At 67.1% G+C, this 22,729-nt stretch carries 27 protein-coding genes; 12 read left to right on the top strand and 15 right to left on the bottom strand.

The window, feature by feature from the left end:
• The first annotated feature begins 14 nt into the window (after nucleotides 1–14).
• Complete coding sequence (locus MJ601_RS08735; protein ID WP_242125409.1) at nucleotides 15–488, top strand: DUF2721 domain-containing protein; 474 nt, start codon at nucleotides 15–17, stop codon at nucleotides 486–488.
• Nucleotides 485–1,021 (top strand): (2Fe-2S)-binding protein, encoded by a 537-nt coding sequence (locus MJ601_RS08730; protein WP_242125407.1) that lies wholly within the window; start codon nucleotides 485–487, stop codon nucleotides 1,019–1,021. The genes MJ601_RS08735 and MJ601_RS08730 overlap by 4 nt, the downstream gene beginning before the upstream one ends.
• A 9-nt stretch (nucleotides 1,022–1,030) precedes the next feature.
• Here MJ601_RS08730 and MJ601_RS08725 read toward each other — a convergent pair whose 3' ends face one another.
• From MJ601_RS08725 to MJ601_RS08715, 3 genes are all read right to left on the bottom strand, one after another.
• Nucleotides 1,031–1,840, bottom strand: a complete 810-nt coding sequence (locus tag MJ601_RS08725) for a DODA-type extradiol aromatic ring-opening family dioxygenase (protein ID WP_242125405.1) — start codon at nucleotides 1,838–1,840, stop codon at nucleotides 1,031–1,033.
• A 99-nt stretch (nucleotides 1,841–1,939) separates the two neighbouring features.
• A complete protein-coding gene (locus MJ601_RS08720; RefSeq protein ID WP_242125402.1) occupies nucleotides 1,940–4,522 on the bottom strand; it encodes an HWE histidine kinase domain-containing protein in 2,583 nt (860 codons plus the stop codon).
• The gene (locus MJ601_RS08715) at nucleotides 4,515–5,072 is read right to left on the bottom strand and encodes a biliverdin-producing heme oxygenase (protein WP_242125535.1); all 558 of its coding nucleotides are present in this window, start codon (nucleotides 5,070–5,072) and stop codon (nucleotides 4,515–4,517) included. Before MJ601_RS08715 ends, MJ601_RS08720 begins: the two co-directional genes overlap by 8 nt.
• 249 nt (nucleotides 5,073–5,321) lie before the next feature.
• Here MJ601_RS08715 and MJ601_RS08710 point away from each other — a divergent pair, with 249 nt between their 5' ends.
• From MJ601_RS08710 to MJ601_RS08700, 3 genes are all read left to right on the top strand, one after another.
• Nucleotides 5,322–6,248 (top strand): RcnB family protein, encoded by a 927-nt coding sequence (locus MJ601_RS08710; RefSeq protein ID WP_242125400.1) that lies wholly within the window; start codon nucleotides 5,322–5,324, stop codon nucleotides 6,246–6,248.
• A 109-nt stretch (nucleotides 6,249–6,357) separates the two neighbouring features.
• Nucleotides 6,358–7,044, top strand: a complete 687-nt coding sequence (locus tag MJ601_RS08705; protein WP_242125398.1) for a prolyl hydroxylase family protein — start codon at nucleotides 6,358–6,360, stop codon at nucleotides 7,042–7,044.
• 165 nt (nucleotides 7,045–7,209) lie between these two features.
• Nucleotides 7,210–7,680 (top strand): RcnB family protein, encoded by a 471-nt coding sequence (locus tag MJ601_RS08700; RefSeq protein WP_242125396.1) that lies wholly within the window; start codon nucleotides 7,210–7,212, stop codon nucleotides 7,678–7,680.
• 265 nt (nucleotides 7,681–7,945) lie between these two features.
• Here MJ601_RS08700 and MJ601_RS08695 read toward each other — a convergent pair whose 3' ends face one another.
• Nucleotides 7,946–9,526, bottom strand: a complete 1,581-nt coding sequence (locus MJ601_RS08695) for a lysine--tRNA ligase (RefSeq protein WP_242125394.1) — start codon at nucleotides 9,524–9,526, stop codon at nucleotides 7,946–7,948.
• Between the two features lie 246 nt (nucleotides 9,527–9,772).
• Between MJ601_RS08695 and MJ601_RS08690 the strand changes: the two genes are divergently transcribed.
• From MJ601_RS08690 to MJ601_RS08675, 4 genes are all read left to right on the top strand, one after another.
• A complete protein-coding gene (locus tag MJ601_RS08690; protein WP_242125392.1) occupies nucleotides 9,773–10,165 on the top strand; it encodes a PilZ domain-containing protein in 393 nt (130 codons plus the stop codon).
• Nucleotides 10,166–10,217: 52 nt separating this feature from the next.
• The gene (locus tag MJ601_RS08685; RefSeq protein WP_242125390.1) at nucleotides 10,218–12,968 is read left to right on the top strand and encodes an ATP-dependent DNA helicase; all 2,751 of its coding nucleotides are present in this window, start codon (nucleotides 10,218–10,220) and stop codon (nucleotides 12,966–12,968) included.
• Between the two features lie 94 nt (nucleotides 12,969–13,062).
• Nucleotides 13,063–13,605 carry a SixA phosphatase family protein gene (locus MJ601_RS08680; protein WP_242125388.1) on the top strand — a complete coding sequence of 181 codons (543 nt, stop codon included), beginning with the start codon at nucleotides 13,063–13,065 and terminating at the stop codon, nucleotides 13,603–13,605.
• A gap of 9 nt (nucleotides 13,606–13,614) precedes the next feature.
• Nucleotides 13,615–14,133 (top strand): GNAT family N-acetyltransferase, encoded by a 519-nt coding sequence (locus tag MJ601_RS08675; protein ID WP_242125386.1) that lies wholly within the window; start codon nucleotides 13,615–13,617, stop codon nucleotides 14,131–14,133.
• 20 nt (nucleotides 14,134–14,153) lie between these two features.
• Here the strand turns inward: MJ601_RS08675 and MJ601_RS08670 are convergent, their stop codons facing one another.
• The 5 genes from MJ601_RS08670 to rpmF form a co-directional block, all read right to left on the bottom strand.
• On the bottom strand, nucleotides 14,154–14,507 hold the full coding sequence (locus MJ601_RS08670; RefSeq protein WP_242125533.1) for a MerR family transcriptional regulator: 354 nt from the start codon (nucleotides 14,505–14,507) through the stop codon (nucleotides 14,154–14,156).
• A 71-nt stretch (nucleotides 14,508–14,578) separates the two neighbouring features.
• Nucleotides 14,579–14,875, bottom strand: a complete 297-nt coding sequence (gene ihfA, locus MJ601_RS08665) for an integration host factor subunit alpha (protein ID WP_192667705.1) — start codon at nucleotides 14,873–14,875, stop codon at nucleotides 14,579–14,581.
• A 222-nt stretch (nucleotides 14,876–15,097) separates the two neighbouring features.
• Nucleotides 15,098–16,066 carry a beta-ketoacyl-ACP synthase III gene (locus tag MJ601_RS08660; RefSeq protein ID WP_242125385.1) on the bottom strand — a complete coding sequence of 323 codons (969 nt, stop codon included), beginning with the start codon at nucleotides 16,064–16,066 and terminating at the stop codon, nucleotides 15,098–15,100.
• Nucleotides 16,063–17,088, bottom strand: a complete 1,026-nt coding sequence (gene plsX / locus MJ601_RS08655; RefSeq protein ID WP_242125531.1) for a phosphate acyltransferase PlsX — start codon at nucleotides 17,086–17,088, stop codon at nucleotides 16,063–16,065. Before plsX ends, MJ601_RS08660 begins: the two co-directional genes overlap by 4 nt.
• Before the next feature lie 66 nt (nucleotides 17,089–17,154).
• Nucleotides 17,155–17,334 carry a 50S ribosomal protein L32 gene (gene rpmF, locus MJ601_RS08650; RefSeq protein WP_192667702.1) on the bottom strand — a complete coding sequence of 60 codons (180 nt, stop codon included), beginning with the start codon at nucleotides 17,332–17,334 and terminating at the stop codon, nucleotides 17,155–17,157.
• 209 nt (nucleotides 17,335–17,543) lie between these two features.
• Here rpmF and MJ601_RS08645 point away from each other — a divergent pair, with 209 nt between their 5' ends.
• The gene (locus MJ601_RS08645) at nucleotides 17,544–17,975 is read left to right on the top strand and encodes an MAPEG family protein (RefSeq protein ID WP_242125383.1); all 432 of its coding nucleotides are present in this window, start codon (nucleotides 17,544–17,546) and stop codon (nucleotides 17,973–17,975) included.
• 8 nt (nucleotides 17,976–17,983) lie between these two features.
• On the opposite strand, the gene MJ601_RS08640 is transcribed toward MJ601_RS08645, so the two are convergent.
• The 5 genes from MJ601_RS08640 to MJ601_RS08620 all read right to left on the bottom strand — a co-directional run bounded on the left by MJ601_RS08640 (nucleotide 17,984) and on the right by MJ601_RS08620 (nucleotide 21,146).
• Nucleotides 17,984–18,640, bottom strand: a complete 657-nt coding sequence (locus tag MJ601_RS08640; RefSeq protein WP_242125380.1) for an MBL fold metallo-hydrolase — start codon at nucleotides 18,638–18,640, stop codon at nucleotides 17,984–17,986.
• A gap of 225 nt (nucleotides 18,641–18,865) precedes the next feature.
• Nucleotides 18,866–19,291: an RrF2 family transcriptional regulator gene (locus tag MJ601_RS08635; RefSeq protein WP_242125378.1), complete on the bottom strand. Its 426-nt coding sequence runs from the start codon at nucleotides 19,289–19,291 to the stop codon at nucleotides 18,866–18,868.
• Nucleotides 19,292–19,343: 52 nt separating this feature from the next.
• On the bottom strand, nucleotides 19,344–20,327 hold the full coding sequence (locus MJ601_RS08630) for a glycerophosphodiester phosphodiesterase (RefSeq protein ID WP_242125529.1): 984 nt from the start codon (nucleotides 20,325–20,327) through the stop codon (nucleotides 19,344–19,346).
• A gap of 65 nt (nucleotides 20,328–20,392) precedes the next feature.
• Nucleotides 20,393–20,749 carry an ArsC family reductase gene (locus MJ601_RS08625; protein ID WP_242125376.1) on the bottom strand — a complete coding sequence of 119 codons (357 nt, stop codon included), beginning with the start codon at nucleotides 20,747–20,749 and terminating at the stop codon, nucleotides 20,393–20,395.
• Nucleotides 20,750–20,765: 16 nt separating this feature from the next.
• A complete protein-coding gene (locus MJ601_RS08620; protein WP_242125374.1) occupies nucleotides 20,766–21,146 on the bottom strand; it encodes a RidA family protein in 381 nt (126 codons plus the stop codon).
• A gap of 131 nt (nucleotides 21,147–21,277) precedes the next feature.
• Between MJ601_RS08620 and MJ601_RS08615 the strand changes: the two genes are divergently transcribed.
• Complete coding sequence (locus MJ601_RS08615; RefSeq protein WP_242125372.1) at nucleotides 21,278–21,598, top strand: hypothetical protein; 321 nt, start codon at nucleotides 21,278–21,280, stop codon at nucleotides 21,596–21,598.
• A 40-nt stretch (nucleotides 21,599–21,638) separates the two neighbouring features.
• Here MJ601_RS08615 and MJ601_RS08610 read toward each other — a convergent pair whose 3' ends face one another.
• Nucleotides 21,639–22,031 carry a group II truncated hemoglobin gene (locus tag MJ601_RS08610; protein WP_242125370.1) on the bottom strand — a complete coding sequence of 131 codons (393 nt, stop codon included), beginning with the start codon at nucleotides 22,029–22,031 and terminating at the stop codon, nucleotides 21,639–21,641.
• Between the two features lie 120 nt (nucleotides 22,032–22,151).
• On the opposite strand from MJ601_RS08610, the gene MJ601_RS08605 reads away from it, so the two are divergent.
• Nucleotides 22,152–22,721, top strand: a complete 570-nt coding sequence (locus MJ601_RS08605; protein ID WP_242125368.1) for a thermonuclease family protein — start codon at nucleotides 22,152–22,154, stop codon at nucleotides 22,719–22,721.
• The last annotated feature ends 8 nt before the right edge of the window (nucleotides 22,722–22,729 follow it).

Raw genomic sequence — 22,729 nt, 5'->3', positions numbered from 1 at the left:
AGAACAACGCTCACATGATTGCACTGCCACAGGTTTCCCAGGTCGCGCAGACAATCCAGCTTGCGCTTGCTCCTGTCTTCCTGCTGGCGGGCATCGGAGCGTTCCTGAATGTGTGCGTCAGCCGTCTGGCCCGGATCATCGACCGCGCGCGGGTCGTGGAGGAGAAGGTTCTCAACTCGCGCGGCAAGGAGCATGACCGGATGGTCAGCGAGATTCGCGTGCTCGACCAGCGGATGAGCGTGGTCAACGGCGCGATCTTCCTGTCGGTCGCGTCGGCCTGCGCTGTCTGTCTGGTGGTCATCCTGCTGTTCGCGGGCAATCTGTTCGGCGCCCATCTGGGGACGCCGATCGCGATCCTGTTCAGCTTGGCAATGGTGTTGCAGGCGGCGGCCTTCGGTACCTTCATCCTGGAAATCCGGCTGGCGTCGCGGACCATCCATATCCGCAACGAAGTGCTCTATCATCAAGCGGAGGAAGAGGCGGGATGACCAAGTTCACCGTCAACGATCGGCCCGTCCAATATCGCATGGACCCGGCGACGCCGCTGCTCTGGGCATTGCGGGACGCGTCCAACCTGACGGGGACGAAATATGGCTGCGGCACGGGGGATTGCGGCGCCTGCACCGTGGATATCGACGGCGAGGCGGTGCGGTCCTGCCAGGTCAGCATAGCCGCGGCCGAGGGCAAGTTCGTCACCACCATCGAAGGGCTGTCGCCCGATCGCGGCCATCCGCTGCAACAGGTGTTCGCGGCGGACAATGTGTCGCAATGCGGCTATTGCATCCCCGGCATCATCATGGCGGCGTCGGTGCTGTTGCGCCGGACCAGCGATCCCAGCGAGGAGGAGATCGACGCCGCGATCACCAATATCTGCCGCTGCGGTATCTATCCGCGCCTGAGGGGAGCGATCCAGCGGGCCGGGAGAGTGATGCGGGGCGAGGAAATGGTGGACGCGGTGCCGCCGTCGGGGATCAGTCCCGACGAGGCGGCAAAGGCGGTTCCGGCGCTTCGGAAACCATGAGGGATCCCGTCAACCGAAACGATAGCCGGAGACCGTCCAACCCATAACGGTTCCGTTATGAGTTTGCGTCGCCATGTCGTCCCCGCCCGCGCCCAGCGCGACCATCAGGGGGAGGAGATGGTCCTCGCGCGGGTGGGCGAAACGGGCGTGGGGCAGATCGGCCCAGGCTGCCACTCGGGCAGCGCGCGCGGCCGGATCGGGATCGGTGACGGCGGCGGTCAGCGCCTCGTCCCAGAGCGCCGAGGGTCCGGTCGCCTGGGGGCCGCGAACGCGCAGATTGTGGAAGCTCATGCCCGAACCGATGATGAGCACACCCTCGTCGCGCAGCGGGGCCAGCGCCCGGCCCGCGGCGATATGCGCCTGCGGATCGAGGTCGTGGCGCAGCGAGAGTTGCGCCACGGGAATGTCGGCCTGCGGCAGCGCGACCTTCATCGGGATGAAGACGCCATGGTCCCAGCCCCTCTCCCGCTCCGTGCCGGTGGGGAAGCCCGCCTGCTCCAGCAGTCCGGCCGCGCGGCGCGCCAGCGCGGGCGCGCCCGGCGCGTCCCAGCGCAGCATATAGGTGTGCGGCGGGAAGCCGTGATAGTCGAACAGCAGCCCCGGCCTTTCACCCGCATGGACGGTGAAACGGCTTTCCTCCCAATGGCCGGAGACGAGCAGGATCGCGCTCGGCCGTTCGGGCAGGCTGCCGATGATCTGCGCCAGATAATCCTGCATCGGCTGCCACATCGGGTCGCTGTGCGGCCGGTCGGGGTCCGACGGGTCCATGAAGAAGCAGGGGCCGCCGCCATGCGGGATGAAGAGGGTCGGTTGTCTCATGCCCGCTAGATCGGTGGAAGCATGAGGCGGCGCAACGGCGGGTCGGGAAACGGAGCGTTTCGAGGCCGGAAATACCGCCTGCGCGGGCGCAGGGGGCGATCAGGATTGCGATCCCTCCAGCAGGGGGGCGATGGCCTGGGCCAGCGTGGCGCCGGAATAGGGTTTCTTGAGCAGCGTCACGTCTCCGAACCGGGGGGGCAGGTCGAGGCCGTCGCCATAGCCGGTCGCGAAGAGGAAGGGGACGCCCTTTTCCGCCAGCAGGTCGGCAATGGGAAGGCTGGTCTCGTTGCCGAGGTTGAAGTCCAGCACGGCGAGGTCGACGGCATGGATCGCAACCGCCTCCCGCGCCCGGCCCGCCGTCGCCGCGGTGACGACTTCGGCGCCCAGGTCGCGCAGCGCATCCTCCCCGTCCATGGCGATGATCATATTGTCCTCGACCAGCAGCACCGTGCGCCCGCACAGCAGCGTCGGGGTCGGCGCGGCGGCGGGCCTGGCGCGCTCCATGGCGCTGACGTCCGGCAGCACCGAGGCGACATGGGCGGAGGGGATGCAGAAATGCGCTTCCAGCCCGGCAAGCCGGTAATGGACCTCCGCCCGGCCATCCAGATCATAGGGGATGGACCGTTCGATCACGGTCGAGCCGAAGCCCCGCCGCGTCGGCGCGACCACCGCCGGGCCGCCGCTTTCGCACCAGTCGATCAGCAGGCTTCCGTCCCGGTCCACCCGCCAGCCGATCGCGACGCTGCCATTGTCCGACAGCGCGCCATATTTGGCGGCGTTGGTCAGCAGTTCGTGGATCACCAGCGCCAGCACGGTGAAGGCCGACGGCGTCAGCAGCACATTGGGTCCGGCCAGCGTCACCCGGTCGCGGCGCTCGCCCAGATAGGCGGCCGATTCCACCTCGATCAGGTCATGCAGCCGCGCGGGCGCCCAGCGATCGGCCGTGATCTGGTCGTGCGCGCGGGCGAGGGCGTGGACGCGGCTTTCCAGCGTGTCGATAAATTCGTCGACCGAGCGGGCGCTGTCGCGGGTCTGCGAGATCAGGCCGCGGATCAGCGCCAAAATGTTGCGGACCCGGTGGTTGAGCTCGGCGATCAGCAATTCCTGCTTCTCATGCGCCTTCTGCCGTTCGTCATTCGCTGAATCGGACAGGCGCAGGATCACTTCCAGCAGCGCGGTGCGCAACGCCTCGGCCACGCGCAATTCGGCGGCGCCGAAGGGCAGAGCGGTGCCGCGCACCAACTGCGACCATTCCTCGAAGCTCTTGCGGGGGGTCAGGCGCGGGCCGTTGGGGCCATATTCGACCTGCTTTTCCGGGCTTCCGGCCCAGCGCACCGAACGGAGCTGTTCCGCCCGGAACAGCACGACATAGTCGCGCGGCCGGCGGGAGAGCGGAATGGCGAGGAGGCCCGCCGCGCGGTCGGCATAGGCGGCCGCATCGGGCAGCAGCCTGGTCAGGCTGTCGGTCGTGAACAACTGGCTCGCCGCCGCGCGGTTCAGCATGGTGACGATGGCGACGAAGCTGGGCTCGTCCGGGGTCAGCCCGGCAAAGGTCATCTGCCCGTCAATATAGACGCCGACGCCGTCGGCCGGGATGGTGTCGAAGATCACGTCCCCCAGCCAGCGCGCATTGGACAGCAGGTCATGGTCCTGGGCCACGGCGGACATCAGCCGGTCGGCCACCTGCCGCGCCTTGCCCTCATAGGCGGCGGTCTCGCTGCGCTCCCGGTTTTCGAGCATCATCGAGAAGATCTGGCCGAACAGTTCGGCGGCGCTGCGCTGCGCGAAGCTGGGCAGGCGCGGCGCATAATGATGACAGGCGAACAGGCCCCACAGCCGCCCTTCGACGATGATCGAGATGGAGAGCGATGCCCCCACCCCCATATTGCCGAGATATTCGATATGGATCGGCGACACCGCCCGCGTCAGGCAGAGCGACATGTCGAGCGCCGCGCCCGAAGGATCGAGTTGCGGCACGACGGGCACCGGCCTTGCCCGCACGTCCGCGATCACGCGGAAGATGTTGCGCAGATAAAGCGCGCGGGCCTGCGCCGGAATGTCCGAGGCCGGATAATGCAGGCCGAAGAAGCTGTCGATGCCGGGGCGCAGCGCTTCGGCCACCACCTCGCCATCGCCGCCCTCCGCGAAGCGATAGACCATCACCCGGTCGAAGCCGGTCAGCGCCCGCACCTGCCGGGCGCCGTCGCGCAGGAAGGCGGCCATCCCGTCCGCCTGCGCCAGCCGCGCGACCATGGAGCGGACCGTGCTGCTGGCCTCCATCTCGTCATGGGAGGCAGGTTCGGCCTCGATCACGACCAGCGAGCCGGAAAAATGCACCGCGACGTCGAAGGGCGGGACGCCGTCGATCAGCGTGAGGGCGAAGATGCGCTCCACCGCGTCGGGGCCGCGCAGCAGGGTGATGCGGTTGCGCAGGCTATGGATCGCATCGCCCCGGAAGATGCCGCTGACCGGCTGGCCCAGCATCTGTTCCGGGGTCAGGCCGATAAATTCGGCGCTGTTGGCCGATACGCGCGACACCAGCCAGTCGGCGGTCAGCGCCACCAGAAAGCCGAAGGGCTGGACCGTGCCCAGCACATGGATCGGTTCCCGGTCGCAATTGCCGAGGTCGACGGAAAAGCCCTGTCCTGCCGCGCCGGCCGCCGCGTCCGTGCCGTCAGCCATGCCCGGCGGCCGCTTCGGAACGGGCCGCGCTGGCGAACAGGCCGAAGGCGGCCTCCGCGCCGCGAATCGCTTCGTCGATCCACTGCCCGCCATCCTGATCCGCGCCCTGTTCGGCGCCCCGGTCGCAGGCCGCGTCCAGGCTTTGCTGGAAAGCGATCCAGCCGCCCTTCTCATGCACCGCCGACAGATAGGCGCGGGGCAGATCCCTGCCCACCTGACGCGCCAGCATGGCGCCGCCCAGCCGCGATCCTTCCAGCGTGTAGCGGGCGCCCCAGCGGAAGGCATCCCCCTCCCCCACGGGCGTTTCCAGAGGATCAGGCATGGATTCGCCCAATGCCGCCAGATCCTGCCTCAGCATCGGCAGGCGGGGTGCGTCGGGCCGGGCGATCGCCTCCAGGGGGGCCAGGGCGCGGGCATGCGCCTTCAGGAAGGCGGCGTAGCTGGAACGGTCGTCGAGCGAGAAAAGGGAGAAAAGATCGTCGACCTGCCGATGGCATTTCATCGTCGCTTGGCGCAGCGCCTGTCGAGCGCGGCCGGCATGGGGCATCATCGTCACTCGGCATTCCTAGGGCGTGTTGCAAGGTAGCGCACTGATCTGGATCAGCTTTTACTTAACCCAGCCCGATTATCGGCTTTTTGGTCGCCAGCATTGATGTGAAGCTATTCTCACGACTTGTCCATGGCATCGCCGGAATTCTTTCAGATAGCTGACAGACAAGTTCAGCAACATGTCATCGCGCGAGTCCTAAAAGCGCTCTATGAGGGGCATCAGGCCCCAAGATATAAAAAGGCATGTGGCATGTTGAGGAAAATGATGCTGGCGGGGCTGATGACCGCGACGGTGTTGGGTGCGATCGGTCCCGCCTACGCCCAACAGGACGATAACCGGTGGCGCGGACGCGGCGGCGAGCGGTCGGGCCGGGCCGATGGCGGCCAGGGCAACTGGCAGCGCGGCGGCGGCGAAGGCCGTGGCCAGTGGCGCGGCGAGATGCGCCAGCAGCAGCCCGCGCCGCAGATGGCCCAACCCCGGCCCCAGCCCCAGCCCCAGGCTCAACAGCAGCCGCAAGCTGAGCGGCAGTGGCGCGGCAATGACGCCCGCCCGGACCAGCGCGGCGCCCCCACCGTGACCCGCTGGAACCGCGACCAGCAGCGCTGGGATGTGACGACCCGCGGCGACGACCGGCGCGACAATCGACAGGATTGGCGCCAGGACGGACGTCAGGATTGGCGCGACAACCGCCGCGACGACCGGCAGGACTGGCGCAATGATCGCAGGGACGATCGACGCGACGACCGGCGCGACGACCGCTGGCGCGATGGCGACCGGCGCTGGAACGGCGGCAACTGGAACGGCGGCCGGGACTGGAACGATGGACGGCGTTTCGACGACCGCACCCGCTGGGAAGGGCAGCGGCGTTGGGACAATGGCTGGCGCAACGACCGGCGCTATGACTGGTACAGCTATCGCTCGCGCTATGGCGACCGCTACCGGCTTGGCCGCTATTACGCGCCGCGCGGGTGGAGCTATGGCTATTCGCGCTTCAGCATCGGGATCTTCCTGAACAGCCTGCTCTATTCGAACAGCTACTGGATCGACGATCCCTATTATTACCGCCTGCCGCCCGCCTACGGCACGCTGCGCTGGGTCCGCTATTATGACGATGCGTTGCTGGTCGATATCCGCGACGGCTATGTGGTCGACGTGATCTACGATTTCTTCTGGTAAGGAAGAAAGGCTTCCTGAGCTGGCCTTCAGGAACCACTGGGCCCGGAGCGGAGACGCTTCGGGCCCTTTTCATTTGCGCGGGACCGGGCGCCGGTGGCAGGAGGGCGGCATGAGCGAGATGGTGGATGATGGCGGCGTGGCGTCGGCGGTGCGGGCGCGGATCGGCGAGAGCGTGCGCACGCGGCTGGACCGCAACCCGATGGTCAGCCGGATCGATGCGCCGAAGCTGGAGATATATGGCCGGCATGGCTTTGCGAGCGCGGAGGAATGTGCCGGGCTGCGGGCGCTGATCGACGCGGGCGCGCAGCCGTCCAGCCTGTTTTCGGGCAGCGCCAATGCCGAATACAGGACCAGCCAGAGCTGCAATCTCAGCCCCTGGGAGCCGCTGGTGAGCAGGGTCAGCGACCGGATCTGCGCGCTGATGGGGCTGGCGCCCGATCATGGCGAAACCCTGCAGGGGCAACGCTATGAACGGGGGCAGGAATATAAGGTCCATTGCGACTATTTCCCGGTGACCGCCAGCTATTGGCCGGCGATGCGGGCGTCGGGCGGGCAGCGGAGCTGGACGGCGATGATCTATCTCTCGCCGGTCGAGGGCGGGGGCGAGACGCATTTCCCCCATTGCGAATTCATGGTGCCGCCGGTCGAGGGCATGCTGCTGATGTGGAACAACATGGACCGCGACGGGGCGCCCAACATGTTCAGCCTGCACGCCGCCCGGCCGGTGGAGCACGGCACCAAATATGTCGTCACCAAATGGTTTCGCGAGCGCAAATGGACGCCCGGCGCGGCCTGACGCCGATACAAATCGCGACATAAATGACTGATTCCTGACAACTTCATTCCCGGCCGGTTCAGGCGGGAAGCGCCATAAGCATGGCTGTTGGAGGCGGAACCGGAAGCGAGGCCGAAGGTTCGAACTCCACAATATGTCAGCCAGCAAGCTGATGGGAGAAGAGATATGCGTAAATTGATCATTCTGGGCCTGATGGCCGCTACCGTCATTCCGGGCGTCGCCATGGCGCAGTCGCGCGGCGAGGTGCGCGACAGTGAACGTCACCTGCGCCAGGAGCAGCGGCAACTGCGCGATGCGGAGCGTTATGGCGACCACCGTGACGTGCGCGACGCACGGCGCGACGTGCGCGATGCGCGGCAGGAACTGCGCGAGGATTGGCGCGACTATCGCAAGTCGCACCGCGACGTCTATCGCGGCGGCAACTGGCGGGCGCCGTTCCGCTATAATCGCTGGGATGTGGGCGCGCAGCTCCGCCCGACCTATTACAGCCCGCGCTATTATATCGCCGACCCCTATCGCTATCACCTGCCCCGGCCGGGCGCGAACCTGCAGTGGGTAAGGCATTATAACGACGTGCTGCTGGTCAATGTGCGGACCGGCCGCGTGGTGCAGGTGCATCGCGGCTTCTTCTGGTAAGCCGTTGCGTTGAAAAGGAAACGGCCTCCGGATGATCCGGGGGCCGTTTTGCTTGGCGCGCGGGGGCGGGTCCTGGAGACTGTTTGGGCATGCGCCAAGGGCGTGCGGGCCGGTGTGGTTGCCCGAAATGCCCTCTTCCGCGCATTTGCCCCTTGGCCGCGCCGCTCGTTTCCGGGCAGGCGCGGCCGATGGCGCGGAGACCGCACCATCAGTCCGAAAGGGGGTGGACCATCGAGCGCAACGTTCGGCGCCGCGAAATGTTCCCTCAGGCGGTCAGTGCTTCCGCGATCAGGCGGCGGCTGTTGGCGATGCCGTAGAGCGCGATGAAGCTGCCCATGCGCGGCCCCTGATCGGCGCCCAGCAGCGTCTGGTAGAGCGCCTTGAACCAGTCGCGCAGCTCGGCGAAGCCATAGGCTTCGTCCTTGCCGATGGCGTAGACGATATTCTGGATATCCTCCGCCGTGGCGCCTTCGGGGAGGGCGGCCAGTTCCTCGTCCAGCTTGCGCAGGGCGGCGGCTTCATGGGCTTGGGGCGCGCGGCGCTTGAGCGTGGGGGCGACGAAATCGCGGTGATAGGCCAGCGCATGGCCGATCAGCGCGTCCAGTTCCGGATAGGACTGGGCATTGGCGTCCGCGACATAGTTCTGGAGATAACCCCAGACCTGTTCGCGGCTGGCATCGCCCATCACGCCGACCAGGTTCAGCAGCAGGCCGAAAGTGACCGGCAGTTCGCCCTGCGGCAGCCGGCCGTCATGGATATGGTGGACCGGGTTGCCGAGCTGCTGCTCGATGGCCTGCCCGGGATAATTGCCGCGGAACTGCCAATATTCGTCGACCGCCCGGGGGATGACGCCCATGTGCAGCTGCTTCGCCTTTTTCGGCTCGCGATAGGCGTAGAAGGCCAGGCTCTCCTGCGGGCCGTAGGTCAGCCATTGTTCCAGGCTGAGGCCGTTGCCCTTGGACTTGGAGATCTTCTCGCCCTTTTCGTCGAGGAACATCTCGTAATTGAAGCCCTCGGGCGGGCGGGCGCCGAGCGCGCGGCAGATTTTCGAGCTTTGCGTGACCGAATCGATCAGATCCTTGCCCGCCATCTCGTAATCAACGCCGAGCGCGACCCAGCGCATCGCCCAGTCGACCTTCCATTGCAGCTTCGCGCCGCCCGACAGGATCGACTGTTCGATGACTTCACCCTCATCCTCGAAGCGGACGAGGCCGGTTTCGGCGTCGATCACCTCGACCGGAACCTGGAGCACGATGCCGCTCCTGGGGCTGATCGGCAGCACCGGCGAATAGGTCGCCTGCCGTTCCTTGCGCAGCGTCGGCAGCATGATGTCCATGATGTCCTGATAGTGGCGCAGGACATTCCGGAGCGCGTCGTCGAACGCGCCCGACCTGTAGCGCTCCGTGGCGGACACAAATTCATAGTCGAAGCCGAAGCGGTCGAGAAACTCGCGCAGCATCGCGTTGTTGTGATGGGCGAAGCTCTCGAACTTCTCGAACGGATCGGGCACCTGCGTCAGCGGCTTGCCCAGATGCTGCGCCAGCATCGCCTGGTTGGGCACATTGTCCGGCACCTTGCGCAGCCCGTCCATATCGTCGCTGAACGCGATCAGGCGCGTCGGAATGTCGGACAGCGCATGATAGGCGTTGCGGACCATGGTGGTGCGCAGAACCTCGTTGAACGTGCCGATATGCGGCAGGCCCGAGGGGCCGTAGCCGGTCTCGAACAGGATATGGCCCTTTTCGGGCGCGCCGTTCTGATAGCGCTTCAGGAGCTTGCGGGCTTCCTCATAGGGCCAGGCCTTGGACGCCTGCGCGGCGGTGCGGATGATGTCGGACACGGTCATGATGCGACGCCCCCTAGAGCATTTTCGGATCAGATGGAACGTCCGTTCGGCAAGGCCCGCTACAGCGAGTCGCAATCACCGGCCTGCACAAGGCCCGCGCGGCGTCCGGACCGTCCAGCCTGGACGGAAAGGCAGGGTTTTTGGTGTCAAAACGGAGACGAATGGCAGGTTCCCAGCCGCATCTTTTAACTTTGATTAACCTTGATCGGTCATATTTGCCCGGAGCCTGGGGGCTCAGGAGGGACTATGCAGCCGCGGAGCAGACAAAGGATAGCCGTCGACATTCCGGTCATAGTGACGACGGTGCTCGACCATCGGGAAGGAACGATCGTCGACCTCAGCGAAGGCGGCGCCCAGATCGTCGGGTGTGGCCTGCCGGTGCGCAGCCAGTGCCAGATCGACTATGACGGCCATATCGTGTTCGGGACCGTGCAATGGTCGGAGGAAGACCGCATGGGCATCCGCTTCCCCTATGAACTGACCGACGGCCCCCTGTTCGACCGGCTGGAAATCGCGCGCGCGGCGCGGCTGACGCCGGCCGCCTTTCAGCCCCGGACGATGGCCGGGACGATGGGCCACACCGTGGGTCCGCGGGCCGGGACGCCGATTTCGGGCGGATTCGGGCGGCGGATCGGCTGAAGCGCCCTTATTTCGGGTTTCCCTTTTGTTCCGGCTCGCCTAAGCCGGGACCGTGATCGAACCATCCGCCCTGCCCGCCCTTCATGCCAGCCATGGCGGCATCTGGATCAGGGAAGCGGATCGCACCGACGCCGTCGCCAAGGGCACGGCCATCGCCCGCGCGGCCGAGACGCCGACGCTGCTGCTGAACGCACCGCTGACGGGCCAGCGACTGGGCTATCCGGAGCTGAACGGCCTCGACCTGCTCGAATTATGGGCTTTCGTCCACCCGGCGCGCTTTCTGGTGCCCACGCCCAAGGGGCTGGCCGAAGCGCTGGACCTGCCCCCCGCGAAAAGCGAAGCCGACATTCCCGCCCTGTTGCAGGCCGCGGCCGGGGCGTTGCTCGCCAGGATGGAATCGCCGGACTGGAAAGAGCGCGAGGGCGGATGGACGGCGGCGCAATCGCTGCATCGCCTGCGCTGGACCTGGGCGCCGCTGGTCGCGCCCCGCATCGCCCGGCCCGCCGAAGCGGAACGCTGGCTGTTTTCCAAATTGCCCGAATGGGAGGAAGGCGCCCCCCGCCCCGCCCCGCGCATCGTCCCGCTGCAGGCGGACAGCGTGCTGGCGCGGCTGGAAGGGCTGACCGGCAAAGGTGCCGAAGAGCGGCCGGGCCAGCGCGCCTATGCGGCGGCGGCGGCGGAGATATTCCGGCCCAGGGCGCATCGCGACCAGCCCAACATGCTGCTGGCCGAGGCCGGGACGGGCATCGGCAAGACGCTGGGCTATCTCGCCCCCGCCTCGCTCTGGGCCGGGGAGGCGCAGGGGACGGTGTGGATTTCCACCTACACCAAGGCGTTGCAGCGGCAACTGGACCGGGAGAGCCTGCGCCTCTTCCCCGATCCCGCCGTCGCCGCGCGGCGGGTGGTGGTGCGCAAGGGGCGGGAAAATTATCTCTGCCTGCTGAACCTGGAGGATGCGTTGCAGGGCGGCTTTTCCGGGCGCGCGGCGATCCTGGCGCAACTGGTGGCGCGCTGGGCCGCCTTCACCAAGGATGGCGACATGATCGGCGGCGACCTGCCCGGCTGGCTGCCGACCCTGTTCCGGCGCAACGGATCGACCGCGCTCACCGACCGGCGCGGCGAGTGCATCTATGCCGGCTGCCCGCATTATCGCAAATGCTTCATCGAGCGGGCATCGCGCGCATCGGCCGAGGCGGACATCGTGATCGCCAACCATGCGCTGGTGATGATCAACGCCGCGCGCGGGCGCGAGACCGGGCAGGCGCCGCAGCGCATCATATTCGACGAGGGCCATCATCTGTTCGACGCGGCGGATTCGACCTTTTCCGTCGCCCTGTCGGGGCAGGAGGCGATCGAACTGCGCCGGTGGGTGATGGGGCCGGAGGGCAATTCCAGAGGGCGAAGGCGCGGCCTGGCGGCGCGCCTGTCCGACCTGGCCAGCTATGACGAGCAGGGCGGCGAGGCGATCCGCGCGGCAGCGGATGCGGCGCGGGCGCTGCCCGCCGACGAGTGGCTGAAGCGGATCGTCGCGGGCGAGCCGTTCGGGCCGGTCGAGGAACTGCTCGCGGCGGTGCGCGGCACCGTCTATGCGCGGGCGGCCGACAATGGCGAGGCCGATGCGGGCTATGGGCTGGAGACCGAGCTGGCCGAACCCGACGGCGCACTGGTCGAGGCGGCGGCGAAGGCGGCAAAGGCGCTGGACGGTCTGTTGCGGCCGCTGACCCATCTGGGCAAGCGGATGGAGGCGGTGATCGAGGATGCGCCGGACTGGCTGGACGGCGCGGCGCGGGCGCGGGTCGAGGGCGCGATCGCTTCGCTGGGCTGGCGGCGAGACCTGATCGCGGCCTGGCTGGCGCTGCTGGCGCGGATCGGCGGCCCGGCCGACGCGGACTTCGTCGACTGGCTGGCGGTCGAGCGGATCGAGGGGCGCGAGTTCGATATCGGCATCCATCGCCATTGGCTCGACCCGACGCGGCCGCTGGCGGAGACGGTGCTGAAACCCGCGCAGGGGGTGCTCATCACCTCCGCCACGCTGAAGGGCGGGGGCGATTGGGACAATGCGGAACGGCGCAGCGGGGCGAGCCATTTGCCGCGCGGGGCGGACCAGTTCGAGGCCAGCAGCCCCTTCGACTATCCGGGGCGGTCGGAAGTGCTGATCGTCACCGACATCAAGCGCGGCGATATCGCGGCGCTGTCTGGCGCCTATGCGCGGCTGATCGAGGCGGCGGGCGGCGGCACGTTGGGCCTGTTCACCGCGATCCGGCGGCTGCGGGCGGTCCATGCGCGCATCGCCGACCGGCTGGCGCGGGCGGGACTGCCGCTCTACGCCCAGCATGTCGACCCGATGGATACGGGCACGCTGATCGACATCTTCCGCGACGATCCCCGCGCCTCCCTGCTGGGGACGGACGCTTTGCGCGACGGCGTCGACGTGCCGGGCCATTCGCTGCGGCTGGTGGTGATGGAGGGCGTGCCCTGGTCCAAGCCGACCGTGCTGCACGCGGCGCGCAAGCTGGCCGCCAGCGATCAGGGGGGCGGCGGCAACGCCTATGACGACCGGCTGATCCGGGCGCGGATGGCGCAGGCCTTCGGGCGGCTGATCCGGCGGGCGGAGGACAAGGGGAGCTTCGTCATCCTGTCCGCCGCCATGCCCAGCCGCCTGCTCGGCGCCTTTCCGCCGGGCACGCCGATCCGCCGCCTGACGCTGGACGAAGCGATCATATCGGTCAGCAGCCATTCGCGCGCTGGCCTTGGCGGCGATGCGGAGTTAGGGCATCAGGGAATCGAATCCGGCATCCGGTGACCCCATGGGGTCATGGAGTCTTTGTTTTTCCGCGTTTCCCGGGCCGGCGGCTGATCCCACCCGCTTCGGAAACGCCCTGGGATCGGGAGCAAGAATGAAGCGGTTGATCCTGTTGCGCCACGCCAAGTCCGATTGGGACGATCCGGTCGCGCGGGATTTCGACCGGCCGCTCAACCGGCGCGGGGAAAAGGCGGCGGTGCTGATGGGACAGTTCGCGCGGTCGAAGGGCATGCGCTTCGATTTCGTCGTCGCTTCCCCGGCGGTGCGCGTGGTGGAAACGCTGGACAGTTTCTTCACCGGCTATGGCGAGACGATCGATCCGCATTGGGACCGGCGCATCTATCTCGCCTCGACCGCGACGCTGTTCGACGTGATCCGCGACTTGCCGGACAGTGCCGGAAGCGTGCTGATGTCGGGCCACAATCCGGGGCTGGAGGAATTGATCCTGGAGCTTGTCCCCGAAGATGGCGGCGGCCCGTTGCGCGAGGATGTGGAGGTGAAATTCCCCACGGCCAGCATCGCCGTGCTCGACCTGCCCGTCGATCATTGGAGCGAGGTGCGATCCGGCAGCGCGCAGCTCGCCAGCTTCACCCGCCCGCGCGACCTGGACCCGGCGCTGGGGCCGGGTTCGCGCTGATCGGGCGCCATGACACCGATCCACTGGCGCCATGCCGGGGCGGGCGATGCGGATGCGCTGTCCCTGCTGGGCGGCGCCACCTTCCTCGCCAGTTTCGCCAATGACCATCCGGGCGGCGCGCTGATCGACCATATTCGCAGTGCCCATGGCGTCGCTTATTATCAGGCGGCCCTGGCCGACCCGCGGCAGACGGTGCTGATCGGCGAAACCCCGCTGGGCGCGCCGGTCGGCTATGCCATGCTGACGCCGCCGCATCTGCCGGTGGCGACGGACGATCGGGATGTCGAGCTCAAGCGCATCTACCTGCTGGGCGGCTGGCAGGGCGGCGGCCATGGCGACCGGCTGATGGAGCTGGTGTTCGAAGAGGCCCGGCGCCGGGGCGCGGCGCGGCTGTTGCTGGCCGTCTATCCGCAAAATGAGCGGGCGCGGCGTTTCTATGCGCGGCATGGCTTCGCGGCAATCGGCGAGATGACCTTCATGGTGGGCGAGGTGCCGTTCCGCGACCTCATCTACGCGGCGCGGCTTTAGGGCCGGGATCCCAGGAGGGACTATTCGCCGATGGCGCGGGCCAGCGTCGCGCGGATCGCTTCCAGACGCGGGAGCAGATCGGCGCTCGCGGCGGCTTCGCCATTTTTCGCCGGAGCGGCGGGCAGCGGCTCACCGCCGCCGTCGGCCAGCGCCTTCTGCGCGCCCTTCACCGTGAACCCCTCGACATTGAGCAGATGGTTGATGCGCCGGACCAGTTCGACGTCGGCGGGGCGGTAATAGCGGCGGTTGCCCGATCGCTGCAGCGGCCTGAGTTGGCTGAAGCGCGTTTCCCAATAGCGCAGGATATGCTGCGGCAGAGCCAGTTCGCTCGCCAGCTCGCTGATGGTCAGAAATGCACCCTCTACCTTTTCCATGACCATGATGTTGCACCCTTAGCGATGCCAAGGTCAACCTTCGGTAAAAAAGGCTATTTTGCGCGTGCCCCTCAGACCGAGGCGACCCGATCCCGCATCGTCTGGCTGGCGCGGAAGGTCAGCACCCGGCGCGGTTCGATCGGCACTTCGACCCCGGTCTTCGGGTTGCGGCCCATGCGCTGCGTCTTGTCGCGCAGCACGAAGGTGCCGAAGCTGGAGATCTTCACATTTTCCCCGCGTTCGAGCGCGGAGGCCATATGCTCCAAAATGGATTCAATCAGCGTTGCCGCTTCCGCCCGCGAAAGGCCAATATGCCGGTTCACGCTCTCCGCGAGATCGGCGCGCGTCAGAGTCCCTGTGCCAGTCATCGGACTTACCCCACCTTGATCGCCCGTCGAGCCTAAATGCGGGGGATCACTGGATAATGTGCGCGATTCGGCATGATTCGGCAATATGAGGGCTGCGCGAAATCCGGGAAAAAAGCGTGAAAAATGGGCAAGATAGCGGTCCCATAACGGGACCGGAACTTTTCCTGGCGCGGATGACGCCATCTGTGTTGCAAAGCGCGCCAGCGGCGCGCGATTCGGCCGTTATACGCGAAGGACGCAGGCGCCCCAGGTGAAGCCGCCGCCCATCGCCTCCAGCACCAGCAGGTCGCCCGTGCGGATGCGCCCGTCGCGCATGGCGAGATCGAGCGCCAGGGGCACCGAAGCGGCCGAGGTGTTGGCGTGCCGGTCGACCGTCATGACCACCTTTTCCGGCGCCAGTTTCAGCTTGCGCGCGGTCGCGTCGAGGATGCGGGCGTTGGCCTGGTGCGGGATCAGCCAGTCGATGTCGGTGGGCGCCATGCCCGCCGTCTCCATCACCTCGGTCAGCACGGAGGCGAGATTGGTGACGGCGTGGCGGAAGACTTCCTGCCCCTTCATGCGCAGCTTGCCGACCGTCTGGGTGGTCGATGGGCCGCCATCGACGTAGAGGAGCTGGTTGTGGCGGCCGTCGGCATGGAGCTTCGAGGCCAATATGCCGCGCTTGCCCTCGGCGCTGTCTTCCGCGCCCAGCACGACCGCGCCCGCGCCGTCGCCGAAGAGGACGCAGGTGGTGCGGTCCTCCCAGTCGAGGATGCGGCTGAAGGTTTCCGAACCGATGACGAGCGCGTTCCGCGCGGCGCCCGAGCGGATCATGCTGTCGGCCACGGTGATGGCATAGAGGAAGCCGGAGCAGACCGCCGCCACGTCGAAGGCGACGCAATCATCGATGCCGAGCGAAGCCTGAACGATGGTCGCGGTGGCGGGGAAAGTCTGGTCGGGGGTCGCGGTGGCGAGGACGATCAGATCGATGTCCTGCGCCGCCAGCCCGGCCGCCTCCAGCGCCGCCCTGGCCGCGTCGGTGGCGAGCGTCGCGGTGGTTTCGCCCTCGCCCGCGATATGGCGGTTGCGGATGCCGGTGCGTTCGACGATCCATTCGTCGCTGGTGTCCACGGTCTCCGCCAGTTCGGCATTGCTGACGGAGCGAACCGGCAGGGCGGAGCCCGTGCCCAGAAGAACGGATCGGCGGATCACTTTGCGGGCAGCTCCATCCTGGATGCGGGAGCGGTCAGCCCCTCGATCCCATGCATGTCGGCGGCGATGCGCCGGGTGATATCTTCTTCCAGCAGGCGCGCGGCGACATGGACGGCATTGGCCACCCCCTTGTCATTGGCGCTGCCATGGCTCTTCACCACCACGCCATTGAGGCCCAGGAACACTGCGCCATTATGGTTGTTGGGATCGAGATGGTGCCGCAGCAGGTGCATGGCGGGCCTGGAGATCAGGAAGCCGAGCTTCGAGCGGATCGAGCTGGTGAAGGCGGTGCGCAGCAGGTCGGTGACGAAGCGGGCGGTGCCCTCCGCCGTCTTGAGCGCGACATTGCCGGAAAAGCCGTCCGACACGATGACGTCGACATCGCCCCGGCCGATCTTGTCGCCCTCGGTGAAACCTTCGAAGGAGAGCGGCAGGCTGGTCGCGGCGCGCAGGATCGCGGCGGCGTCGCGGATTTCCTCCGTGCCCTTCATCTCTTCGGTGCCGATGTTCATCAACCGGACGCGCGGGCGTTCGAGTTCCAGGGCGATGCGGGCATAGGCCGCGCCCATCACCGCGAACTGCACGAGATTGCGCGTGTCGCATTCGGTGTTGGCGCCCAGGTCGAGCATAACCACGTCATTGTCGCCCAGCGTCGGCAGCATGGCGGCCAGCGCCGGGCGATCGACGCCCTTCATGGTGCGCAGGGCCAGCTTCGCCATCGCCATCAGCGCGCCGGTATTGCCGGACGAGACGGCAGCGCCGCACTCGCCCGCCTTCACCGCGGCGATGGCCATGCTCATCGAGCTGGTCTTCTTGCGGATGGCGACGCTGGGCTTGTCGCCCGCATCCACGACATCGGGGGCGTGGACGATTTCCGACGCCGCGCGCAGATTCGGGTGATTGTCGAGCGCGGACCTGATCCGCGCCTCGTCTCCGAAAAGGGTGAAGCGCAGTCCTTCGTGACGGCGACGGGCGAGCGCCACCCCCGCCATCATCACGCGCACGCCTTCATCCCCGCCCATCGCGTCGATTGCGATTCGCGGTTGGCTGGACAAGTTAACGCACCCTTTTCAGGAGAAACTTAGGTGTCAGGCCCCGACGGCGATGACTTCGCGACCATTATAGTGGCCGCACGCGTCGCACAGATTGTGCGGGCGCTTCAGTTCGCCGCAGTTCGAGCATTCCTGGAACGCTTCGACGCGCAGCGAGTCATGGCTGCGACGCATGCCACGGCGGGACGGGGACGTTTTCCTCTTGGGGACAGCCATGTCGGCACCTTATTCCATAAATTGATCTGTTAGTGCGACTGGCCAGTTCCGAATGGATGCTGACGCCAACGGCGCCGCAGACCCATGCGGCCCGGATGATCGCGAAGCCCTGCGCCTATAGCGTTTTTTGGGCATGGCGCAAGTCCTTCCTTGCCCCTTTCCCCCGCCCGCTTATGGTGCGCGCAAATGGACGATCCGGGGGAAATGGGATGCTGTTGCCGATTACGCTGACTCTGGCGGCTGCCTGCGCGCTGCTCAACATGTGGCTGGCCGCCCGCTGCGCGCGAATCCGCATCGCGGACAAGGCGCTGCACGGCGACGGCGGCAACAGCCTGCTGGCGAAGCGGATGCGGGCGCATGCGAACTTCACCGAATATGTGCCGATGACGCTGATTCTCTTCGGCCTGGTGGAACTGGCGGTGGGCGCGTCGGCCTGGCTATGGGGCGCGGCGCTGGTCTTCGCGCTGGCGCGAATCGCCCATGGCTTCGGGATGGATGCGGACAAGCCGACCGTGTGGCGCGCGAGCGGGGCGATGCTGACCTGGCTGGTGATGGTCGGGCTGGCGCTGGTGGCCCTCTATATCGCCTATGGGGCGACGCGGGAGGTTCCGGCACCGCCCGCCATGGCGATGATGCGATAAGGCTCCCTTCAGCCCAGGACGGCGTCGGCCACGAAGGGATTGGCGCGGCGTTCGTGGGCGAAGGTGCTCATCGGGCCGTGGCCGGGGACGAAGGCGGTGTCGCCGCCCAGCGGCCAGAGCTTGCCGGTGATGGCGTCGATCAGTTGCTGATGATTGCCCATCGGGAAATCGGTGCGGCCGATCGAACCCTGGAACAGCACGTCGCCGACGATGGCCAGCTTGCTGGGCGCATGGTGGAAGACGACGTGGCCCGGCGTGTGGCCGGGGCAGTGGTAGACGTCCAGCGTCAGATCGCCGACCGTCACCTGATCGCCGTCCTTCAGCCAGCGGTCGGGTTCGAAACTCTCGCCATTGATGCCATATTTGGCGCCATCCTCGCCCAGCCGGTCGATCCAGAAACGGTCGGCCTCATGCGGCCCCTCGATCGGCACGCCCAGGTCGCGGGCAAGGATGCCGGCCTGGCCGCAATGGTCGATATGGCCGTGGGTGACGAGAATCTTCTCGATGGTGACGCCCTGCTGCTCCGCCGCCTTCTTGAGCATCGGCAGATCGCCGCCCGGATCGACGAAGGCGCCGCGATGGGTCGCCGTGCACCAGAAGAGCGTGCAGTTCTGCTGGAGCGGCGTGACGGGAATCAGGGCGGCTTTGAGGGGCGGTGTCGTCATGCCGCCGATGTGGCGAAGCTGCGGGCCGCGCGCAAGTGCCGACCGACGGCCCGGGTTCCCGGGGCCGATCGAGCTAGAGCGGTTTCTTAACCGTCAGATGATGCCATCTGACTGGAAATCGCTCTGGACCATGATCCGATCGAATTGAATCGGATCATGGTCTATTTGTCCTTGTTTTCCGCATTTTCCGAGCCAGCAGGTGATGCCACCCGCTTCGAAAATGCTCTAGCCGGCGTCTTCGGTCGCGAAGGGCTCGGCCAGGCTGATGCTGTCGAGCACCTTGGCCGTTTCGTCGCGCACGCGCAGCATCACGCGATGCAGGCGGCATTCCGATTCGGGCAGGCAGTTGGTGCAGGTTTCATGCGCGAAACGGCTGGCGCAGGGGGTGAGCGCCAGCGACCCGCGCGTCAGCCGCACGATGTCGCCATAGCTGATGTCGACCGGCGCCAGCGCCAGCCAATAGCCGCCGTCGCGTCCGCGCTGGGTCGCCACCAGCCCCTCGCGCGCCAGTTCTGACAGGATCACCGTCAGGAATTTGGACGGGATATTCTGCCGCGTGGCGATCTCGTTCAGGGGCACCGGCCCCTGGCGGTAGCGGTCTGCGAGATGCTGGAGGGCGCGGATGGCGTAACGGGTCTTCTGCGAGAGCATGGGACTGTTATTCGCTCCCGCCGGAGATTTGACAAGTCATGGGACGCCGGTTTCAGGGCGCAGGGGTAAGCGCGGCCCGCGCCTGTTTCGGAAAATCGCTGAACAGGGCATCGACGCCGGTGCGCGCGACCGCCTGGACATAGCCGGCAAAGTCGCCCCTGCCCTGCGGATCGTCGGGGCGCTGGAAGGCGGCGGGCAGGAAGCTGTTCTCCATCCGCAGCGTCCAGACATGGACCTGCAGCCCCGCATCATGGGCGCGGCCGACAAGGTCGGTCGCCCCTTCGGGCGCCAGCACCATCGCCGCCGCGGGGCCGATGCCGTCGGCATAGTCCGCTACCTGCTTCAACCCCTCTATCGTCAGCATGTCGGCATAGCTGGTGCCCGGTTCGTCCGCCGGGCCGCCCTGGCTGTCGACAAGCTGGATCAGGCGCAGGCGGGAGACGGCGCGGATCGCCTTCAGATTGCCGACCTCGAAGGACTGGATGAAGACCGGGTCGGCCTCCGTCTGATAGCCATATTTGCCCAGCAGTTCGAGCAGCGGCGCCTGATGCGGCAGGCCGAGCTTCGCGAAATAGCCGGGGTGCTTGGTTTCGGGATAAAGGCCGATGCGGCGGCCGGTTTCGGCCTCCTTGGCGCGGACCAGCTTCAATATCTCCTCGAAGGTCGGGATCGGGTAGAGCGTATCGAAGCGGCTGTTGGCCGGGCGAAGCTGCGGCAGCCGCTCGCGGGCGCGCAGGGTGCGCAGTTCGGCCAGGGTGAAATCCTCGGTGAACCAGCCGGTGACGGACTGGCCGTCGATGGTCTTGGTCGTCTTGCGGTCGGCAAATTCGGGATGGTCCGCGACGTCGGTGGTGCCGCCTATCTCATTTTCATGTCGGGCGACGAGGACGCCGTCCCTGGTGAGCACCAGATCGGGTTCGATATAGTCGGCGCCCTCGTCGATCGCGCGTTCATAGGCGGCGAGCGTATGTTCGGGCCGCTCGCCGCTGGCGCCGCGATGGGCGATGATGAAAGGCTCGGCTCTGGCCTCGGGCATCAGGGTCGCCACCGTAAAAAGGGTCAGGAGGAGGATGGCAGCGGTTCGGAGCATCCTCCCCCCCTTCATGCCTTCACGCCCTCCAGAGCGTCTTCATAGGTGGTCGCCTTGAAACCCACGATGGTGCGGTCGCCCAGGTCCAGGATCGGGCGCTTGATCATCGAGGGGTTGGCGCTCATCAGCAGGATCGCCTTTTCCGCGTCGATATGCGCCTTGTCGCCCGCGTCCAGCGCCTTGAAGGTGGTGCCGGAACGGTTGAGGATGGTTTCCCAGCCATGTTCCATCACCCATTCCTCCAGCTTCGCCTTGTCGACGCCCGACACCTTATAGTCGTGGAAGCTGTAGGCCTTGCCGCTATTGTCGAGGAAGTTGCGCGCCTTCTTGATCGTGTCGCAATTCTTGATGCCGTACATGGTAAGCATGGGCTTATCCCCAAAATTAACCGCGGTAGGCGGTGACTTCGATCTCGATCTTCATCTCAGGCTTGATGAGGCCGGTGACGATGCAGCTTGCGGCGGGGCGGATCTCTCCGAACACCGGCGCGGTCGCTTCGCCCAGCACGTCCCAATAGGCGGGATCGGTGATGTAATAGGTCACGCGGACCACGTCGGCGAAGGAAAAGCCGGCCTCCTCCAGCGCCTTGCCGATGACCTTCAGCGCGTTCCTGCCCTGGTCGACGACGGATTCCGGCATGGCCTTGGTTTCAGGGTCGGTCCCGGTGGTCCCGGCGACGAAGCACCAGTCGCCCTGGACGACGGCGCGCGAATAGCCGACCTGCGCCTCGAAAGGCGAGCCGGACGAAATGAGCTGGCGGGGCATGGAAATACCTTTGTGCGATGCGAAAGGGATCGCGCGGCTCTTGCCCGGTCGGGGGAGTGCTGTCCAGAGGCTTTTGCGGCGCGGGAACGGGCGGGACCGCTGGGCCGTTGGGGCAGCGAAGGAGACATGCCATGGAAAAGCCCGACCCCGACCACCTGCCCCCCGACCCGCTGCCCGACCCGGACGAGGAGAATAGCGAACAGGCCGAAGCCGGTACCCAGGCGCAGGACGTGGCCGACGACGCCCGGTTGGGCAGGACCGACCTCAGCGAGGACAGCGAGCGCGGCGGCAAGGCGAACCCCGCGCAGATCCTGCCCGACGACACGCCCGATCTGGTCGAGAGGATGGAGGAGATGAACCGGTCGGGGCGGATCGACACCGATGCCTTTGCCGGGGAGCCGCAGATGGACGATGAGGAGGACAGTCTCGGTCCGACCGAGGATGAGGATTAGGGCGTAAACTGATCCAGCGCATGGCCCTGCACCGGGTCACCTAGGCGGCGCTTTGTTCCAGCGACAGGTTGATCATCCCGCGCGCCATATGGCCGAGGGCGTCGCTCATCGCGTGGGCGAGTTGCGGGTCGAGGCCGGGTTGCGCGGCGATGGCGCGGGTCATGGCGCTCGCCCATTGATCGGCCAGCGCCGGGGTGATCGGGAAGGCGCGGTGGAGCGACATGACGCACTGGCCGCGTTCGAACCAGTCGCGGGGGCCGCCCGCCCAGCCGGCGAGGAAGCGAGCAAGGCCGTGGCGGACCGGGGCCAGATCGGCGGCGTGGAGAGCGCGCAGGCCGGCATAGGCCGGGTCCTGCCCGATCAGGTCGTAAAAGCGGTTGGCGATGGCGGCGATGGTCGGTTCGCCGCCGATACGGTCGTAGGGGGTGGGCATGAGGCGGCTCCTGCTGGGTCCGGGCCAGGGTGGCGGGTGAGCCGCGGCTGTCATTGATCGGGGTCAAATTGAGGGGCTTTGGCGCGAGACGGGGCGGCCCGATTCCGCTATCGCCGGGTCATGAAGCGCATGACGGACAAGGAACGCGCCCAGCGGGCGTGGCGATATGAGGCGCGGCGGGCGGGCGAGGCCCGGTTGCGGCGGAAGCGGCGCAAAGGGCCTTCCTTCGGGGTTCTGGTGGCTGGCGGGGTGCTGACCGGCGGCGTGCTGGGCTGGTTCGGGCCGGATGCGGTGGAGCGCTTCACGCGGCGGGATGCGGTGGCGCCGGTGGCCAGCGATCGCCTGTCGGCGCAGTTCGGCTTTTGCCACACGGGCGGCGGGACCAATTGCGTGGTCGATGGCGATACCTTCTGGTTCCAGGGGCAGAAGGTGCGGGTGATGGATATCGACGCGCCGGAGACCCATCCGCCGCGCTGCGCTGAGGAAGCGGCGCTCGGCGCGCGGGCGACGCAGCGGTTGCAGGCGCTGATGAACGCAGGCCCCTTTTCGCTGGAGAGCGGGGACCGGGACCGGGATCGCTATGGGCGGGCGCTGCGCGTGGTGACGCGGGGCGGGCGGTCGATCGGGGAAATGCTGGTCGCGGAAGGCCTGGCGCGCGAATGGGATGGGGCGCGGCATCCCTGGTGCTAGGGCGGGTT

Source organism: Sphingobium trunci (genome assembly GCF_022664535.1).
Lineage (GTDB): Bacteria > Pseudomonadota > Alphaproteobacteria > Sphingomonadales > Sphingomonadaceae > Sphingobium.
The sequence above is the reverse complement of the archived record's forward strand: the minus strand, read 5'-3'. Positions and strand labels throughout refer to the sequence as shown.